Below are 18,457 nucleotides of genomic sequence, written 5' to 3'. Positions count from 1 at the left end.
TACGGAATTTGACCCATGTTACGCGGCCTAGATATTTCGAATATGTTGATCATCGACCGGCTGGAGCTTGCGTTCCAGCCGGGTTTGAACGTTCTGACGGGCGAAACCGGGGCCGGTAAATCTATTCTGCTCGACAGTCTGGGGTTTGTGCTGGGCTGGCGCGGTCGTGCCGATCTGGTCCGCCAAGGGGCCGATCAGGGCGAGGTCACGGCCTGGTTCGATCTGACCGACACCCATCCCGCCCATGCCGTGCTGGAGGAAGCCGGATTGCCCGGTGGCCCCGAATTGATCCTGCGCCGTATCAACGCGTCTGATGGGCGCAAGACCGCTTGGGTCAACGACCGCCGCTGTTCCGGCGAAGTGTTGCGGGCGCTGTCGGAAACGCTGGTGGAACTGCACGGGCAGCATGACGACCGTGGCTTGCTGGACCCCAAAGGCCACCGTGCGATCTTGGATGATTTTGCTAGCACATCGGGCCTGCGCGACAAGGTCCGGCAGGCGTGGATGGCCCTTGCAGCCGCGCGCAAGGCCGCGACCAAGGCCGCACAGGAACGCGCCGCCATTGCCGCCGAAGAAGAATTCTTGCGTCATGCAGTGGGCGAGCTGGACAAGCTGAACCCGCAGGAAGGCGAAGAGGCGCAGCTGGATGCCCGCCGTCGTTTGATGCAGGGCGCTGAAAAGATCCGGTCTGATGTGGTCAACGCCTATGAAATGCTGGGGCAGGGCGGCGCAGAGACCCAGTTGGGCGATGCATTGCGCTGGCTGGACGGTGTGGCGCACAAGGCCGAAGGCACGCTGGAGGCCCCGATGGCGGCCCTTGCACGCGCCATGGTCGAACTGGACGATGCCATGGAAGGTGTGGTTGCCGCGATCGACACCATGTCTTTCAACCCGATCGAGCTGGAAGAAACCGAAGAGCGTCTGTTCGCGATCCGCGGTCTGGCCCGCAAGCACGAGGTCCAGCCGGATGATCTGGCGGGGTTTGCCGATACATTGCGCGACAAGCTGGATGCGCTGGATGCGGGCGAGGCGGCACAGGCGGGGCTGGAAAAGGCCGTTCGCGATGCGCAGGCGGCCTATGATAAAGCCGCAGATGCGCTGTCTGCGGCCCGCTCCAAGGCCGCTGGCAAGCTCGACAAGGCCGTGGGCGGCGAACTTGCCCCGCTCAAGATGGAACGCGCCGTGTTCCAGACCCAGATCAGCCCCGAAACCGCTGGCCCCGAAGGGCGCGATGCCGTGTCATTCACCGTGGCCACCAACCCCGGTGCGCCTGCCGGCCCCTTGGGCAAAATCGCATCAGGTGGTGAACTCAGCCGCTTCCTGCTGGCGCTCAAGGTGGTTCTGACCAAGGGGCAAAGCGGGCTGACGATGATCTTTGACGAAATCGACCGTGGCGTGGGCGGGGCGACTGCCGATGCCGTCGGGCGCAGGCTTGCGGCGCTTTCGCAGGGCGAACAGGTTCTGGTCGTGACCCATTCGCCCCAGGTGGCCGCCCTTGGCGCGCATCACTGGCGGGTGTCCAAGGCGGTTTCAAAGGGCATGACCCTGTCCACGGTCACGCCCCTGTCAGATGCCGAACGGGTGGACGAAGTCGCCCGCATGTTGTCCGGCGACACGATTACCGATGCTGCACGGGCCGCCGCGCGCGAACTTTTGGGCGGTCAATTCGCAGAGTAATCTGCGCGCTGCTGTTGCAGGGGTTTTCCTATGGGCAACTGTGTCCTAGACAGGATGTACCCTTGATGAAAAGCAGTCTTGCCCGTGAACCCGCACCCCTATCTGACCCAGCAATATGATGTTGCCCGCGCCAAGGCGCGCAGCGGTTGGGATGTGTTGCGCCAAAAGGGGCCGGGCAAGGTCACTTTCTGGTTCATCGCTCTGGCCGTTGGCATCGCCGCCGGATTTGCCGCACTTCTTTTCCGTAAGGGAATCAACCTGATACAGGCGTTTCTTTACGGCACCGAAGACGTACAGCATCTGCATAGTTTTATCGGTAGCCTTGACTGGTACTGGGTTGTCCTGATCCCGACCACGGGTGGTTTGGTGGTTGGGCTGATCTTGCATATTTTCACCCGCGACGCCCGTGTGCGCAGTGTCGGGGATGTGATCTTGGGCGCGGCCATGCACGAGGGCAGGGTCGAAACCCGCGCCGGTCTGGCATCTGCCCTGGCGTCGATGATCACGCTTAGCACGGGCGGGTCTTCGGGGCGTGAAGGGCCGGTTGTCCACCTTGCCGGCGTGATTTCCACCCTTGTCAGCCGCAGGATCAACGCCAGCGGCATCACGGGGCGCGATCTGTTGGGCTGTGCTGTGGCAGCTGCCGTGTCCGCCAGCTTTAACGCGCCGATTGCGGGCGCGCTTTTCGCGCTCGAGGTGGTGTTGCGGCATTTCGCGGTGCATGCGTTTGCGCCGATCGTCATTGCCTCGGCCGCCGGAACGGTGATCAACCGGCTGGAGTTTGGCGGCTTGACCGAATTTGCCCTTCCGACCGTCGGTGACGTGGCCTTTTACGCCGAATTGCCGGCGTTCTTGCTGTTGGGCCTGACCTGCGGGCTGGTCGCTGTCATCTTGATGCGCAGTATTTTCTGGGCCGAAGACATCGGCAACTTCATTCAGGACAAAACGAGGCTGCCCCGCTATTTGCGCCCTGCGGTTGCGGGGGCCTTGCTGGGGTGTATCGCCTTGTGGTTCCCGCACATTATCGGTGTCGGATACGAGACAACGACCCGTGCGTTGGCCGGAAATATGGTGCTGAACGAAGCGATTGTTTTTGCCGCTCTCAAGATCGTTGCGGTGTCGATCACGCTGGGGGGCCGGATGGGCGGCGGGGTGTTTTCACCGTCCTTGATGCTGGGCGCGCTGACCGGGCTGGCCTTTGGGCTGATCGCCACCAGCGTGTTTCCCAATGTGTCCGGGGTCACGTCGCTTTATGCGCTGGCGGGGATGGGGGCCGTGGCCGCCGCCGTGCTGGGCGCGCCGATTTCGACGACCCTGATCGTGTTTGAACTGACAGGCGACTGGCAGACCGGCCTTGCGGTCATGGTGGCGGTCAGCATTTCCACCGCCGTTGCATCGCGGCTTGTCGATCGCAGTTTTTTCCTGACCCAGATGGAACGGCGCGGTGTACATCTGGCGGCGGGGCCGCAGGCTTATTTGCTGGCGATGTTCTTGGTGGGCCGGATCATGCGCCCCCGCGATGACCCGCGCGCCGCGAACGAGGAAACCTGCTGGGACCTGATCGCCGAGGGCACCTATATCGACGGGGCAGCCACGCTGGAGGCCGCGATGCCGATATTTGAACAGTCCGGTGCGGCCTTTATTCCGGTTGTGACCCTCAAGCCTGATTCTCCGCCCGAACTGCTTGGCGCGCTGTTCCATGTGGACGCCCTCAAGGCCTATAACCGCGCCCTGGCCGAGACTGCGGCAGAAGAACATTCCTGATTGTGTCACATTAAGACACAATGCGAATGCGCCCTTTTTATTGTCCGCCAATAGGCGTCAACCATTTGAAATGTGGCAAGATTAAGACTTAACAGCGGCAAAATTTCGAGTAAGATTTTATTAACTCATTTTCAAATAAGGATATTTTCAATGCTTGGTCTGGTTTTGCTGCCTGCGATTGCTCTTTTCGGATTGGCGGGGCTTCTTGACGGTGGCGACGACGACACCGATACCCAAGACACCAATCCCGATGTGATCGATCCTGTTGTCGATCCCCAGATCATCGCCGCATCTGGCACCTCCGAGGGCGATCTGTTGAACGGCACTGGTGCCAAGGACGATCTGGACGGGCTTGAGGGCGACGACACACTCAACGGGTTTGGCAATGATGATACATTGCAGGGCGGCCCCGGTGCCGACAGCATTTCGGGCGGCGGTGGAGACAACATTTTGCTGGGCGACGACGGCAATGACACCTTGAACGGTGGGCCGCAGTCTGACGGCATGTCCGGCGGTGCCGGTGACGACGTTCTGACCGGTTTCGGTGACGATGACCTGCTGCTTGGCGGTGATGGTGCCGATCTGCTGCGCGGCGGCACGGGCAATGACATTCTGGCGGGCGAAAACGGCAATGATACGCTGGATGGCGGCGCAGGGGATGACTATCTCGAGGGTAACTTTGGCGATGACAGCATCGCGGGCTTTGGCGGCCAGGACACATTGGTTGGCGGCAACGGTGCCGATAATCTGGATGGCGGCGACGGCGCTGACACATTGTTTGGCAACGGCTTGGCCGACACGCTGTTTGGCGGCAAGGGCAATGACGTGCTGCGCGGCGGCACCAACAACGACCTGCTGAATGGCGGTTCGGGCAATGACGACATGCAAGGCAACTTTGGGGCCGATACCCTGTTTGGCGGTCGCGGGTTCGATACGCTGTCGGGCGGCGAAGGCTTTGACTATCTTGCGGGCAATGATGGCAATGACCTGCTGTCGGGCAACGAAGGCAACGATGGTCTGAACGGCGGCGCGGGCAATGACACCCTGTTGGGCGGCGTTGGCAATGACACGCTTAGCGGTCTGTCGGGTGATGACATGCTGGACGGCGAAGGCGGCAGTGACCTGATCAACGGCAATTCCGGCAACGATACCTTGCTGGGCGGCGGGTCGGATGACACGTTGAACGGCGGCGCAGGCGATGATGTGCTTGATGGCGGCACCCAAAGCGATTTGCTGAATGGCGGTGGCGGCAACGACAATATGTCGGGGGGCAGCGGCGCTGATACGCTCAACGCCGGTCCGGGCAATGACACGCTTGACGGTGGCGATGGCCCCGACCAACTGGCTGGCAACAAGGGCGACGACGTCATCTCGGGCGGGTTGGGCAATGACGCCATCTTTGGCGGGCCGGGCAATGACACGATGCTGGGCAACGAAGGCAATGATTTCCTGCTGGCAGGCACCGGGGTGGACAGCATTGATGGTGGTGCTGGAAACGACGTTATTCGCGCCTATGATTTCGACTTTGGCACGGATGTCACAGGCGCATCCGATACGCTGGCTGATACGGTTGTCGGGGGCGATGGTGATGACACCATCAGCGCCAATAACGGCGACAGCGTGACTGGCGGTGCCGGATCGGACATCATCAACGCCATCGGCTATGATCAGGTCGGCACGGCACCGGTGATCGTGACAGATTTCAATCTGGCCGAAGACGGTCTGTATTTGCAGGAAACCCAGACATCACCCGCGAAATTCGCACCCGGCGATGGTAATTTCGAGATCCGCACTGCTGCAAACGGCACGGATAGTGAAATCGTTGTCGGGGGGAATGTGGTTGTGATCTTGCAAAACACCGATGCCGCCGCCCTAAGCGCCGACACCAGCTGGTTGCTTAACGTCTAAACGTTCAAATCTGCTCGACGGTGACTTCGGGCAGATTGTAAAAGGCCAGATAGCCCTTGATCCCAGCGACAGCCTCGGTGGGATTTTCATAGGACCAGGCAACATTCTGCAACGTCCGGCTTTTGGTGACGACCGAGTAATAGGTCGCATCGCCCTTGTAGGGGCAATGGGTGGTCTTGTTGGTCTTGTCCAGAAATGCCATCGCGATGTCTTCGCGCGGGATATAGATCACCGCATCCATGTCACCTTCGCGCAGCTCAAGCGCATTTTTGGTCTCGGCCAGAACGGCCCCCCCTGCGCGGACTGTCCATGTGCCATCGGCATTCAAAATCTTTATATGGTCTGACATTTCGGACCGCCCTCCCTGAAACTCTTATGATAACCGACGCTCAAATAGGTGCCGTTGCGGCATCCAACCACAATTTTGCATCAGGCGATAGCCGGGGTCCAATTTTTTCCGCAACGTTATGGTGGTAGGCATTCAGCCAGTCGCGGGCATCCTCCCCCAGCATCTCCACAAGGACCAACCGCCGGTCGATGGGCGCAAAGCTCAGGGTTTCCCAATCCAGCATCTTGCGATGCGCGTCGCCCCCCGGCAGATCAGGGGCAGGGCGCACCACCAGCAGGTTCTCGATCCGGATGCCAAAGGCCCCCTCGCGGTAATATCCCGGCTCGTTGCTCAGGATCATCCCGGCCATCAAGGGCACCGTGCTGATCTTGCTCAGCCGTTGCGGGCCTTCATGCACGCTGAGATAGGCACCAACGCCGTGGCCCAGCCCGTGGTCGAAATCCTGTCCCGCCAGCCACAGCGGCACGCGGCCGATTGCCTCGATATCGCGGCCCGCAAGGCCCTGCGGCCAGCGCAGGCGGCTCATCGCGATCATGCCCATCAGAACACGGGTAAAGGCCTGCCTTGCCTCCAGCGGCGGGGTGCCAATGGCGATGGTGCGGGTGATGTCGGTTGTGCCATCCAGATATTGCCCGCCTGAATCCAGCACCAACAGGTGACCATCTTCAAGGGTGCTATCGGTTTCCTCGGTCACGCGGTAATGCATGATCGCGCCGTTGGGCCCCGTGCCTGCGATGGTCTCAAAGCTGATGTCCTGCAAGGCATTGTCGCGGCGGCGGCAAGTCTCAAGCTGGCGCACGACCTGAGCTTCGGTCACCGTGCCGGGGGTTTGGGCATCCAGCCAGGCCAGCAATTCGACCAGCGCCGCCCCGTCGCGCAAATGCGCCGCAGCCGATCCCGCAAGCTCGGCCTCGTTCTTGCAGGCCTTGGGCAGCGCACAGGGATCATCGCCCCAGGACACGCGGTCGCCCACAGCATCGGCCACAGCCACCGGAACCGTAGTTTTATCCAGCCGGATCGGGCCGGCAAGGGTGGCAAGATAGCCCAGCAGCGCATCAGGCGCATGGACGGTCACGCCGTCGCCCAGATGATCTGCCAGACCGGCAACCTTCTGGGGGGCGACAAACAGATCAACCGCCGCGGACCCGTGCAACACGACAAAGCCGTGCACGACCGGATTGCGCGCAATATCCGCACCGCGGATGTTCAGCAGCCAACACAGACTGTCGGGCAGGGTAATGACAGCCGCCGCTTCGCCTTTCTTGCGCAACTCCTCGCCCAGGCGGGCGCATTTGTCGGCATGGGGTTCTCCTGCGAACTCAAGGGGATGCACCTTGGCAGGAAACATCGGTGGCGCAGGCTGGTCCTGCCAGATCCGGTCCACCAGATTATCGCAGCGCCGCATCTTGATGCCGCTGCCCTTCAAGGCCTCTTCAAGCTGTTCGATCTGCCCCACGGCATGCAGCCACGGATCAAAGCCGACGATCCCGCCATTGGGCAATTGCTCTCGCAGCCAGTCGGCCAAAGACACCTCGGGCCAGGGCACTGGGCTATACACATCCGCCACCTGCGCCTTGACCTGCGTACGATACCGGCCGTCGATGAACACACCTGCAACGCCCGTCAGCGCCGCGCAAAAACCGGCCGACCCGGTAAAGCCGGTCAGCCAGATCAACCGCTCGTCATGGGGGGAAACATATTCGCCCTGATGCGCATCCGCGCGCGGCACCAGAAAACCGTCCAGCCCTTCGGCTGCTAATTCGACCCGCAACGCCGCCAAACGCGGTGGCCCCTGTTCGGGCCTCGAAGTCACCTCAAACGATTGAAACATGACGCAAGTCCCTCTTCATTTTGCCAAATAAACTCCCCGCGGAGCGTCCGCCGTCTCAGCTCGCGCGGCGGATGCCCATGACCCGCGCCCGGGCGCGGGGATCGGTGTCAAACAATGCGGCCAGTTGTTCGGTCATCGCACCGGCCAGTTGATCGACATCGGTGATCGTGACCGCGCGGTCGTAATACCGCGTCACGTCATGGCCGATCCCGATTGCCAGCAATTCAACGGCTTTGCGTTTTTCGACCATGGCGATCACATCGCGCAGGTGCTTTTCCAGATAATTGGCGGGGTTCACCGACAGGGTGCTGTCATCGACCGGTGCCCCATCGCTGATCACCATCAAAATCTTGCGCGACTCGTGGCGGGCCATCATGCGGCGGTGCGCCCATTCCAGCGCCTCGCCGTCGATGTTTTCCTTCAGCAGGCCTTCCTTCATCATCAGCCCCAGATTGGGCCGCGTGCGGCGCCAGGGCGCGTCGGCGGATTTATAGATGATGTGGCGCAGGTCGTTCAGACGGCCGGGCTGCACGGGGCGGCCTTCGTTCAGCCACGCCTCGCGGGCCTGGCCACCTTTCCAGGCGCGGGTGGTAAAGCCCAGGATCTCGACTTTGACGTTGCAGCGTTCCAGCGTGCGCGCCAGAACATCCGCACAAATCGCCGCGATCGAGATCGGCCGTCCGCGCATGGAGCCGGAGTTATCCAGCAGCAGCGTTACGCAGGTGTCGCGGAATTCGGTGTCTTTTTCCATCTTGAACGACAGCGGTGTGGTCGGGTTCGCCACGATCCGCGCCAGACGGCCCGCGTCCAGCGTGCCTTCTTCCAGATCAAATTCCCACGACCGGTTTTGCTGGGCCTGCAAGCGGCGTTGCAGCTTGTTGGCAAGGCGACTTACGGCCCCCTTTAGTGGCTCCAACTGCTGGTCCAGATAGGCGCGCAGGCGTTCCAATTCGGCGGGTTCGGCCAGATCTTCTGCGCCGATCACCTCGTCATTGTCGGTGCGGTAGACCAGATAATTGGGGTCCGCGTCTGAGGCTTGCGGCGGGGCAGGTGGCTCCATCGGGGCGTCGCCATCGGGCATCTCGGCTTCGTCGCCAAGTTCCTGATCGGCCATGTCGTCCATCGACACCTGCGCCTGGGATTCGTCCTGCTGCTGGTCCTGCGACTGCTCGGGCGAGGCTTCTGCCTGCTCGTCGTCGTCTTCGTCCTGACCGGTGCTATCTGGGTCTTGCTCTTCTTCGGTGCCTTCTTCTTCGGCGCTGTCCTGGTCGTCATCCGACTGGTCGGGGTCGTCGCCCAGCTGATCGCCATAGCCAAGATCGACGATCATCTTGCGGGCAAACCGCGCGAACGCGGCCTGATCGTCCAATGTGTCGTTCAAGGTTTCGAGCGTGCCACCGGCCTGGTTTTCGATATAGCCGCGCCACAGTTCCAGCGCCTCGGATGCACCGGGGGGCAGATCGCGGCCCGTGGCCAGATGGCGCACAAGGTATCCGGCAGCGGTGGACAGGGGTACATCGCTGGGCTGTTTGGCCTGATCGTAGCCCTTGCGCAGCGCGTCGTGTTTGATTTTGGCGTCGATGTTGCCGGCGGTGCCGGGCATGTCGCGGGCCCCTACGGCCTCGCAACGGGCGGTTTCCATCGCCTCGTACAGCTCGCGGGCCATGTCGCCGTTGGGCAGGTATTTCGAATGGGTCTGGCCGTTGTGATAACGCCGGTTCAGCGCCAGCGCATCTGCCGTGCCACGGGCCAGCAACACTTCGTCGCGGGTCATGCGGCGGCTGACTTGCGGCAGGCGCATCGCGTCACCCGACAGGCCCGACGGATCGACCGAATAGCTGACCGTCAGATCGGGGTCATGCGACATCACCTTGGTCGCTTCGGCCAGCGCCTTTTTGAACGCGTCTGCGGGATTGTCTGATGGTTTGCTCATTTCAAATCTCGCGTCTCAGGATGGTTGCTGGCAAAACTCTCGCAGGTTTGTGTCAGTGTTTCAAACACCTTGCGAGACGGCTTGTCGTTGGCGTAAATCACGGCTTCGGCCAAAAGGGCCATTGCGCTGCGTTGGTCTTGGATCGTCCGGTCAATTTCGGTGACGCGGTCAGGGGCCAGTCTGACAGCAACAGCGCGAAATGCATCTGATCGTTTCACATGGTCGGGCGAACTGTCCAAGAAAGGCGACCGTTTGGCATAGTCATCGAACCCCAGCCAAAAGGCAGCGCATTGCGCGGCTGGATAAAGTGCAACATCATCATAGGCCTGCGCGCCGCTGCCTGTCAGCAGGGCGGCACAGATGCCGATGGTGGATGCGCCTTTACCCAAGGCTCACGCTGGCCGCTGATTCAGGCAGCTCTTCGTCGAACAGGCGCTGATAGAACTCGGCAACCGTCTGGCGCTCAAGCTCGTCACATTTGTTGAGGAAGGACAGGCGGAACGCATAGCCGACGTTGCGGAAAATCTCGGCGTTTTGGGCCCATGCGATCACGGTGCGCGGCGACATCACGGTCGACAGATCACCGTTCATAAAGGCGGTGCGGGTCAGATCGGCAACGGTGACCATTTGTTTGATCGTCTTACGGCCCTTGTCGGTGTTGTAATGCGGGTTCTTGGACAGAACGATCTGGGTCTCGGCCTCGATGCCCAGATAGTTCAGCGTGGCCACCAGCGACCAACGGTCCATCTGACCTTGGTTGATCTGCTGGGTGCCGTGATACAAGCCCGTGGTATCGCCCAGACCAACGGTGTTGGCGGTCGCGAAAATGCGGAAATAGGGGTGCGGTTCGATCACCTTGTTCTGGTCCAGCAGCGTCAGCTTGCCGTCGACTTCCAGCACGCGCTGGATCACGAACATCACGTCGGCGCGGCCAGCATCGTATTCATCGAACACGATCGCAGTCGGGTTGCGCAGGGCCCAGGGCAAAATGCCTTCCTGGAAGGTGGTGACCTGTTTGCCATCCACCAGCTTGATCGCGTCCTTACCGATCAGGTCGATCCGGCTGATGTGGCTGTCAAGGTTGACGCGCACGCAAGGCCAGTTCAGCAGGCTTGCCACCTGTTCGATGTGGGTGGATTTACCCGTGCCGTGATAACCCTGAACCATCACGCGGCGGTTGTGGTTAAAGCCGGCAAGAATGGCCATCGTGGTGTCGGGATCGAACTTATAGGTGCTGTCTTGGTCCGGGACGCGGCTTGTGCGTTCCTCAAAACCATGCACGATCATGTCTGTGTCGATGCCAAAGACTTCGCGAACGGAGATCTCTTTGGTGGGTTTTGCGTTAAGATCCAATGAGGTCTCGGCCATTCTGTGCGTCCTTCATAATCATGCGCGCCTGCAAGTCAGGGCGGTTTCGTTAGGCAACATATCTTTCTTAAGCCTGAGGGAAAGGGCCAATTCGCATCTGCGGCAATGTCGCCCTGCGGTCTGTGCAAAAACGGTGCAACCGGCTGCACCCCCTGATATCGTCCGCGCGCTGCTGCTCATGCCAAGCGGGCGCGCGCGGAGCTTTGTTTATTTGTCTTTGAAGTTGCGGCTGGCCTTGATCTGGTCCCAGGCCCAGACGACTTCCTGCAGCTGTTCTTCCTGGCTGCGGTCGCCGCCGTTCATGTCGGGGTGCAGGACTTTGATCAGCGCCTTATACGCCTTGCGCACTTCGGGCTTGGTCCAGTTGTCCTTGGCCTCCAGAATCTCGATCGCGCGGCGTTCGGTGGGTGGCAAACGGCGCCCCGCTGCGGGGCCTTTGCCGGGGTTTTGGGTCGCGTTCTTGCCCAGCACCTGATGGGGGTCTTCGATGCCCAGACGGGCCCAGGCGCGTGCTTCTGGATCACCCAGCGGCTTGGTCGTGCGCTCCCAGACCTTGTCCTTGGACATTTGGGCATTCAATTCGGCCTCGGTGGTGCCGTCAAAGAAGTTCCACTTGAGATTATATTCGCGCACGTGCTGCTGGCAGAACCAAAAGTAGTCATCCAGCACGTCAGGAGCCTTGGGTGCGCGGTATTTACCGGGCTCCTGGCATCCCTCGTGGGAACACAGCCGTTGTGATGTCTCGGATGCACCGGACATACCCCTTCGGCCACGGGGGTTTTTCTTTTTGGAAGACGACACGGACATGTCGAATCCAAAGGGATCAGGCTTGGGCATGATATGGACCTTTCCGACTCAGGACGATCACTCTAAAGATTGCAGCGCCAGATTGAAGGGGGCTTTGCGAAAAAATGTCAGTAACTCAAGAAATTGCCGACCGTTTGGAAGCCGATTTTGCGCCAACCGAACTGAGCGTTGTGGATGATAGCGAAAGCCACCGAGGGCATTCGGGCTTTCAAGAGGGAGGCGAAAGCCACTTTAACGTAAAAATCAGGTCCGAAAAATTCAAGGGCATGAACCGGATTGCACGGCACCGCGCGGTGCACGGGGCCTTGGGACCCGAGTTGATTGGCCGCATCCACGCGCTGGCGCTGGATATCGACGTTTAGTCTTTGGCGGCGGGGGGCGTGTCGGCTGGGGCGGCCTCAGCAGCGTCACCTGCGGCCTCGTCACCCGCAGCGGGTTTTTTGCGCCGCTTGGCAAGCGAATTGAGCAAGGCAGGGGCCGCGTTCAAATCGTCGTGATCCTCGACCCCGTTTTCGCCTTGAAAGAACCCCTGATATCCTTGCGGGTTGCTGGAAATTTCGTTCTTTTTGGCTTCGATCGGGTCTGGATCGGGCGCAAAGGCCTGCGGGGCAGGCAGCAATTCGGGGTTAAACGCATCCGCATCGCCCTCGCGGGGGCGGCGAAACACCAGCACATTGCGCCATTCGGTGGTGGACCCGGTAAGGCCTGCACGTTCAATCGAAGGCAGGGTTTCGGCGCGTTGATATTCCCAGCCATAGCCGGAAAGACCATTCATAAGCTCTTGTAATGCGTGGGAAAACCGGGCCTCGGCCCCTTTGACGTTCTTGCCTTTCAGGCCCTTGTTCGGGGCGGGTACGACTTTGTATTCGTAACGGGGCATGTGCGTCCTTCGGGGTTGCTTGCCCTGTCATACCCCATTGGAAAATGTCCTTCAACGGGATCGCGCCGCAGTTTCTACAACTTATCAGGCATTGCTACTTTTTTAGGCCGATCTTGCGCCCCGCCCGGTCGGGGAAAGGCAGGCTGCTGTGGGCCTGCTTCATCGCGTCAAGCTTGGACAGGATCGTGTCTGGCATGGGGGCAACACGGGGGCCGGATTGATCGACATGGAGGGTCAGCGCCTCTCCGGTGGCGGCAAGCCAGCCATCTGCGTGCCAAAGCTCCACAAAACTGTGAAAGCGCTTTTCGTCGTAATCCAGCAACTGGAAGGTGCAGTAGGTCTGCGCGCCCTCGTGCAATTCGCGCACATAGCAGATGTGGAATTCGGCGACATAGGTGGTGCAGCCCTGCTTTTGATACTCGGGGCCAAAGCCAAGCACATCGTAGGCATCATCGACCGCGTTATCCATCAGCACCGAATAATAGGCCATGTTCAGATGGCCGTTAAAGTCGATCCATTCGGGCCTGACGGGGCGCAGTGATGATTTAAAGGGCGTTTCCAAGGGGCAACCTCTCGTTAGGGCGATAGACTTTGGGCGGGGGGCGTTTTCTTGAAAGAAAACGGGCCGGAATTTTTGAAAAATTCCGCGCCGCCCTCAGCCGTTCAGCTTTTTCGCCACGATTTCATTGACCGCCTTGGGGTTTGCCTTGCCGCCTGTGGCTTTCATGGTCTGACCCACGAACCAACCGGCCAGCTTGGGGTTCTCGCGGGCTTTGGCAACCTGATCGGGGTTGGCGGCGATGATCTCGTCCACGGCGGCCTCGATGGCTGCGGTGTCGGTGACCTGCTTCATGCCACGTTCTTCAACGATCACGGCCGGATCGCCGCCTTCGGTATAGACGATCTCGAAGAGGTCTTTGCCGATCTTGCCGGAAATGGCATCGGACGCGATCAAATCAACCACGCCGCCCAGCTGGGCGGGGGTGACGGGGCTTTCATTGATCGTTTTCTCGTCCTTCTTGAGACGACCGAAGAGTTCGTTGATCACCCAGTTCGCGGCCATCTTGCCGTCACGCCCTTGGGCGGTTTGCTCAAAATAGCTGGAGCTGTCGAGGTCTGCCGTCAGCACCGATGCATCATAGTCGCTGAGGCCGAAATCGTTGATAAAGCGTGCTTTCTTGGCGTCGGGAAGTTCGGGCAGGGTTGCGTTGATCTGGTCGACCCACGCCTGTTCAATCACCAGTGGCAGCAGATCGGGGTCGGGGAAATAGCGGTAATCATGGGCTTCTTCCTTGGACCGCATAGAACGGGTTTCCATTTTGTCCGGGTCAAACAGCCGCGTTTCCTGCACAACTTCGCCGCCACCTTCGACAATGGCGATCTGGCGTTTGGCTTCGACGTCGATGGCCTGCTGGATAAAGCGCATGGAGTTCATGTTCTTGATCTCGCAGCGGGTGCCGAGATGGCTGAAATCTTGCGTCGCCTGGTATTTTTCATACTGGCCGGGCAGGCAGATCGACACGTTCACGTCGGCGCGCATGGCACCGGACTGCATGTCGCCGTTGCAGGTGCCCAGGTACCGCAGGATCTGGCGCAGTTTGGTCAGATAGGCGGCGGCTTCTTCGGGGCCGCGGATGTCGGGTTTGCTGACGATTTCCATCAGGGCAACACCGGTGCGGTTCAAATCCACAAACGACATGTTCGGGTCCATATCGTGAATGGATTTGCCCGCGTCCTGTTCAAGGTGGATGCGTTCGACGCGCACCAGACGCGCGGTGTTGTCGCCCATTTCAACCAGCACTTCGCCTTCGCCCACGATGGGGTGGTACAGCTGGGAAATCTGATAGCCTTGCGGCAGATCGGGGTAAAAGTAGTTCTTGCGGTCGAACGCGCTTTCCAGATTGATCTGCGCCTTGAGGCCCAAACCGGTGCGCACCGCCTGTTCAACGCAGAATTCGTTCAGCGTGGGCAGCATCCCGGGCATTGCGGCATCGACGAATGACACGTTGCTGTTGGGTTCTGCGCCGAATTTGGTGGATGCCGCCGAGAAGAGTTTGGCGTTCGACAGCACCTGCGCGTGGACCTCCATCCCGATGACCAGTTCCCAGTCATGTTTGGCACCGGCAATTGTGCGGACTTTTGGGGTGTCATAGGTCAGGTCAAGCATTCGGGCACCTTTGGCATCTTAGGGATCTGTGTCGGTCATAAGACAGGGGGCGGGGTGCTGCAAGAGGGGGCTTGGCCCCTGTCGCCCAAAGCCATCGCGCCGGACCGGCGCAAGGGCCAGTCCGGCGCGATGGCGCGACGGTCATCGGACGGCATCCCGAACGGAGCGACATGGAAACGGAATGCCCTAAAAGGCGTGGGCCTGCGGGCCGTTTTCCGTGAATACGATGCGTTTACCGGCTTCGATCTCTGCTTTGAACAGGCCTGCCATGATCCGCATGGCATCATCCTGACCCGCAGCCGCAAATTTATGCGGTGAACGGATGCGCAGGTTGTTGTCAAACCCGTGTGCCGCATGGGCCCAGATCATCGGGTGCAATTCGGTCAGATGTTCACGCACAATCCATTCCGTGCAAGCGGCAATCTGGGCGCGAACCTGGTCGGCTTCGTCATTGCCGGTAAAGCCCTGACCGATGGTGTTGGCACAATAGGCCGCAAGAAGGTTCACCGTATAGGCATCCGGGCTGCGCTCCAGAATGTCGCGCAGACCGTCGATAAAGAATTGCAGGTCCAGATGCGCGCAGGCTTCGTCATCGCAGGAAATCGCGTCGAACTGCACCCAGGTATAGCCGCCAGCCCCCCAGATATCTGCCGTGCGCGCCGCTGTGCGCCGGGCCTCGAGCTCAAGCTGGGCATAGCTGCCAAACCAGCGCGGCAGAAGATGGTTGCCCATCGCCCGCATTGGCCCGGGATTGCGGGGGTTGAGGTCAATCAGGTGTTCGTATCTGTCAGCCACGTCGCTTTTTGCCCCGACGGGTCCGCAGACCTGGGCGCAATGGGTTGCAGCCAGCAGGGGGCTGTCGGGGTGTTGGTCCAAAAACGGTTCGATGATCTCTTGGGCGCGGGCGAAATGCGCCTCAAAGGCATCGCGGTTGCGCTGCGGGATTTCCGCATCCCACCCGTTGCCACGCCCAGCCGACGTCGATATGGGCATGGGCCACGATGCAGGCCACGATATAGTCGTTGGGATATTCTTCGAGCACATGTTCAAAGTCTTCGATGCCGGTCAGGACTTCCTTGGCGATGCAGGTGTCGCTTTCGCGGATCGCGTGTTCGGCAGCCATGACCACATCGCCACGGGCACCAAAGGCGATCAAATCCGCCACCGGCATTGCGCCTTGGGTCAAGGTACTGGCGTCATCATGCTGGCGGATCACCTGGCTTAGGGCTGTCCAGTTTTCCTGACGCACCAGACGTTGACCTGTCTGTTGATAGCCATCGCGCGCGCGTTCTTCGGCAGTGGGGTCGGGACAGTTGATCTTCAGCATATCCCGATCGGGTTTTGCCAGCGGCTCGCGGGATTGCCGCTGGCACAGCTTGGCGTTCGTTAATTTTTCGGACAGATCAGCAAGGGACGGGATCGAAGACATGTTGACAGCGCCATGTGTAATAGATGACGTTTTCTTGCGTTTGAAAAAGTTCTTAATCTGCATCATGTTTTGTCCAGTCTTTCGTGTGAACGTCTCGTATCAGATTAAGATGGCCGCAGATTTGGGCGCGAACATGGCTGCGGCAAGGTTCATGTGCGATTTATCTACAGCCAAAGCGTGTGTTTCGGGCTAAATTCTGACGAATTGTATGAGGGTTGGAAACGGTAGCCGAAATGCGACAGCTTTGTTGAAACAGCTTGCGGGAATGGTGATTTGCCTGAATTTCAAGGGAGAACAGGGGGGATGAGGACGTGAGACGACTTTCAGTTCTGAGTTTGACCCTGATCGGGTGCGCAACCTATGCGGTTGCGCAGGCCGATGATTTGCTGCGCCCGATTGCGCGGGCGGATGGCTCTATCGGGTCAGATGCGGTGGTGCCGTTGCCATCGGTTGCCGTCGGGCAGACTGCGGATGCACCCGCCGCTGCGGGGCTGACGGATCTGACACCGCGCGCCCGGTTGAGCCGGGAAAACCTGTCGCCCCCGGCACGGCCCGCAAACCTGCCCCGCACGCGGTTCCAGCATCAGCCGGGGCATGCGCTTTGGACACGGGTGGCGCTGTCGGCGCTCAAGAGCCACGGCAAACCTCTGGTTGATATGGTGCCGGCAGATATCGGCGACTGGTGCCCCGCATACCCCACAGCAGATGAAAGGGGACGTCGCGCGTTTTGGGTCGGTTTCCTGTCAGCGCTGTCAAAACATGAAAGCACCTACAAGCCTTATGCTGTCGGCGGTGGGGGGCTGTGGTACGGGTTGTTGCAGATTTTGCCCGCCACTGCACGGGGGTACAAATGCAATGCGGGCAGCGGTGAGGCGCTGAAAAGCGGCGGCGCGAACCTGAGCTGTGGCATTCGGATCATGGCGGTGACGGTCCCGCGGGACGGGGTGATCTATGGCCCCAAGGGGCGCGGTGTCGCGGCGGATTGGGGGCCCATGCGCAGCGAGGCCAAGCGGGGAGATATGGCGCGGTGGCTGCGAGGGCAGAGCTATTGTACCCCTGTGGACCGGGTCCGGCCCAAGGCGCGGCCATAGCGCGCGTTTTTTCGATCTTGGGAATGGGCGCTGGGGGCGGGATGCCTTCGGCGAGGATATTTAAGAGCCAGAGAAGCGGGGGGTCATTGCCTGAGGCTGAAATGATGGCGTTCGGTTTTGATGTTTCGGGCGTTTAGCGCCTGTTCAAAGCTGTGATGGGGGGGTGTCGCCTCGAACGGAATCCGGATTTTGCGGCCGTTTTTCAGCATGACCGTTGCGCGGACTGAAAAGTCGAGCCGGGTGTCGAGGCGGAGGCGGTCGATTTCCGTGACCGGTATTTCGGCGGTACGGGGGCCGCTGTGCCAGTGGAGTTGCTCTTGGGTGAGGCTGAGGCCGGCTGCGGGGTTTTTGACCACATCATAGAGGGCGGGCAGGGTGCAGGCGGCGATGATCCCGAGGATCAGCGGAGCGGCGTCGATCAGAACCCAGGCGCAGGCCAGCGCCGTCCAGATCGCTGCCAGCAGCACCATCGCCCCGATGCTGCGCCCCTGTCGCTGGTAGGTGAACGGGGCGGGCATCAGCGCCCGCCGCTGACGTCCAATGTCGTGCCGGTGATGTAGCTGGCCGCATCCGACAGCAAGAACAACGTGGCGCTGGCGACTTCGTCGGCGGTGCCTGTGCGTTGCATGGGGATGTTTTTGGCAAGGTCTTGGGCGCGGGTTGGTGCGCCTGCTTTGGCGTGGATTTCGGTTTCAATCAGGCCGGGGCGGATCGCATTGACGCGGATGCCTTGGGGCGCAAGTTCATTGGCGAGGCCTTTGGTGAAGGCGTCAATGGCGGCTTTGGAGGCGGCATAGTCCACGAATTCATTTGCCGACCCGAGCCGCGCCGCGATCGACCCCATGTTGACGATCGCGCCGTTGCCTTGGGCTTGCATTCGGGCGGCGGCGGCCTGGGCCACCATCATCGCCCCGATCACATTCACATCGAACATGCGTTTCAGGCGGGCGTGGTCCATGTCGGCGACCGTGGCGATCTGGTCGACGATGCCCGCGTTGTTGATCAGCGCATCGAGGCGGCCAAAGTGTTGGTCGATCTGGTCAAAGATGCGCGCCACATCGGCAGGGTCGGCGACATCGCCCTGACACAGCAAAACGCGTGCGCCTTGGGCTTCGGCCTGTGCGGCGACCGCTTTGGCCCCTGTAGTATCGGAGCGGTAGTTCAGGGCCAGATCATAGCTGGGCGCGGCCAGACGGGCGCAGGCGGCACCAATGCCGGCAGAGGCACCGGTGATGAGAAGGATCGGACGCATG

The 18,457-nt window shown here is 60.6% G+C and carries 18 protein-coding genes; 5 read left to right on the top strand and 13 right to left on the bottom strand.

The genetic code is table 11. The annotated features are described in order from the left end of the window. The first annotated feature begins 15 nt into the window (after window positions 1-15). From recN to ACSQ13_RS08990, 3 genes are all read left to right on the top strand, one after another. Window positions 16-1,677 (top strand): DNA repair protein RecN, encoded by a 1,662-nt coding sequence (gene recN, locus ACSQ13_RS09000; RefSeq protein ID WP_176249431.1) that lies wholly within the window; start codon window positions 16-18, stop codon window positions 1,675-1,677. Window positions 1,678-1,755: 78 nt separating this feature from the next. Beyond that, a complete protein-coding gene (locus ACSQ13_RS08995; protein ID WP_176249430.1) occupies window positions 1,756-3,441 on the top strand; it encodes a chloride channel protein in 1,686 nt (561 codons plus the stop codon). 150 nt (window positions 3,442-3,591) lie between these two features. Beyond that, window positions 3,592-5,349 carry a calcium-binding protein gene (locus ACSQ13_RS08990; protein ID WP_295510721.1) on the top strand — a complete coding sequence of 586 codons (1,758 nt, stop codon included), beginning with the start codon at window positions 3,592-3,594 and terminating at the stop codon, window positions 5,347-5,349. 4 nt (window positions 5,350-5,353) lie between these two features. Here the strand turns inward: ACSQ13_RS08990 and ACSQ13_RS08985 are convergent, their stop codons facing one another. From ACSQ13_RS08985 to ACSQ13_RS08960, 6 genes are all read right to left on the bottom strand, one after another. Next, window positions 5,354-5,698, bottom strand: a complete 345-nt coding sequence (locus ACSQ13_RS08985; protein WP_295510725.1) for a DUF427 domain-containing protein — start codon at window positions 5,696-5,698, stop codon at window positions 5,354-5,356. A 40-nt stretch (window positions 5,699-5,738) separates the two neighbouring features. Then, on the bottom strand, window positions 5,739-7,529 hold the full coding sequence (locus tag ACSQ13_RS08980) for an aminopeptidase P family protein (RefSeq protein WP_295510729.1): 1,791 nt from the start codon (window positions 7,527-7,529) through the stop codon (window positions 5,739-5,741). 55 nt (window positions 7,530-7,584) lie between these two features. Then, complete coding sequence (gene cobT, locus ACSQ13_RS08975) at window positions 7,585-9,462, bottom strand: cobaltochelatase subunit CobT (RefSeq protein WP_176249426.1); 1,878 nt, start codon at window positions 9,460-9,462, stop codon at window positions 7,585-7,587. Continuing rightward, entirely contained in the window at window positions 9,459-9,851 is a 393-nt protein-coding gene (locus ACSQ13_RS08970) for a hypothetical protein (RefSeq protein ID WP_176249425.1), read from the bottom strand. Before ACSQ13_RS08970 ends, cobT begins: the two co-directional genes overlap by 4 nt. Beyond that, window positions 9,844-10,830, bottom strand: a complete 987-nt coding sequence (gene cobS / locus ACSQ13_RS08965) for a cobaltochelatase subunit CobS (RefSeq protein WP_176249424.1) — start codon at window positions 10,828-10,830, stop codon at window positions 9,844-9,846. Before cobS ends, ACSQ13_RS08970 begins: the two co-directional genes overlap by 8 nt. Before the next feature lie 207 nt (window positions 10,831-11,037). Beyond that, window positions 11,038-11,667, bottom strand: coding sequence for a J domain-containing protein (locus ACSQ13_RS08960; protein WP_176249423.1), 630 nt, complete (start codon window positions 11,665-11,667; stop codon window positions 11,038-11,040). A gap of 74 nt (window positions 11,668-11,741) precedes the next feature. Here ACSQ13_RS08960 and ACSQ13_RS08955 point away from each other — a divergent pair, with 74 nt between their 5' ends. Then, complete coding sequence (locus ACSQ13_RS08955; RefSeq protein WP_176249422.1) at window positions 11,742-11,999, top strand: BolA family protein; 258 nt, start codon at window positions 11,742-11,744, stop codon at window positions 11,997-11,999. Here ACSQ13_RS08955 and ACSQ13_RS08950 read toward each other — a convergent pair. From ACSQ13_RS08950 to ACSQ13_RS08930, 5 genes are all read right to left on the bottom strand, one after another. Then, on the bottom strand, window positions 11,996-12,517 hold the full coding sequence (locus tag ACSQ13_RS08950; protein ID WP_295511957.1) for a hypothetical protein: 522 nt from the start codon (window positions 12,515-12,517) through the stop codon (window positions 11,996-11,998). The two genes, ACSQ13_RS08955 and ACSQ13_RS08950, sit on opposite strands and share 4 nt — an antisense overlap. Window positions 12,518-12,611: 94 nt before the next feature. Next, the gene (locus ACSQ13_RS08945) at window positions 12,612-13,079 is read right to left on the bottom strand and encodes a thioesterase family protein (RefSeq protein ID WP_295511959.1); all 468 of its coding nucleotides are present in this window, start codon (window positions 13,077-13,079) and stop codon (window positions 12,612-12,614) included. 93 nt (window positions 13,080-13,172) lie between these two features. Then, complete coding sequence (gene gatB, locus ACSQ13_RS08940; RefSeq protein WP_176249420.1) at window positions 13,173-14,684, bottom strand: Asp-tRNA(Asn)/Glu-tRNA(Gln) amidotransferase subunit GatB; 1,512 nt, start codon at window positions 14,682-14,684, stop codon at window positions 13,173-13,175. 186 nt (window positions 14,685-14,870) lie between these two features. Next, window positions 14,871-15,677: a hypothetical protein gene (locus tag ACSQ13_RS08935; protein WP_295511960.1), complete on the bottom strand. Its 807-nt coding sequence runs from the start codon at window positions 15,675-15,677 to the stop codon at window positions 14,871-14,873. After that, window positions 15,601-16,179 (bottom strand): hypothetical protein, encoded by a 579-nt coding sequence (locus ACSQ13_RS08930; RefSeq protein WP_295511961.1) that lies wholly within the window; start codon window positions 16,177-16,179, stop codon window positions 15,601-15,603. Before ACSQ13_RS08930 ends, ACSQ13_RS08935 begins: the two co-directional genes overlap by 77 nt. A gap of 425 nt (window positions 16,180-16,604) precedes the next feature. On the opposite strand from ACSQ13_RS08930, the gene ACSQ13_RS08925 reads away from it, so the two are divergent. Further along, window positions 16,605-17,204, top strand: coding sequence for a transglycosylase SLT domain-containing protein (locus ACSQ13_RS08925; RefSeq protein WP_373030198.1), 600 nt, complete (start codon window positions 16,605-16,607; stop codon window positions 17,202-17,204). Between the two features lie 83 nt (window positions 17,205-17,287). Here ACSQ13_RS08925 and ACSQ13_RS08920 read toward each other — a convergent pair whose 3' ends face one another. Both ACSQ13_RS08920 and ACSQ13_RS08915 read right to left on the bottom strand, forming a co-directional pair. Continuing rightward, window positions 17,288-17,722, bottom strand: a complete 435-nt coding sequence (locus tag ACSQ13_RS08920) for a hypothetical protein (protein ID WP_176249419.1) — start codon at window positions 17,720-17,722, stop codon at window positions 17,288-17,290. After that, on the bottom strand, window positions 17,722-18,456 hold the full coding sequence (locus ACSQ13_RS08915) for an SDR family oxidoreductase (protein ID WP_295511963.1): 735 nt from the start codon (window positions 18,454-18,456) through the stop codon (window positions 17,722-17,724). Before ACSQ13_RS08915 ends, ACSQ13_RS08920 begins: the two co-directional genes overlap by 1 nt. Window position 18,457 lies beyond the last annotated feature (1 nt).

Origin of the sequence: Sulfitobacter sp. SH22, assembly GCF_965641905.1 — a bacterium.
GTDB lineage: Bacteria > Pseudomonadota > Alphaproteobacteria > Rhodobacterales > Rhodobacteraceae > Sulfitobacter.
This window is presented reverse-complemented; position numbering and strand designations above follow the sequence as displayed.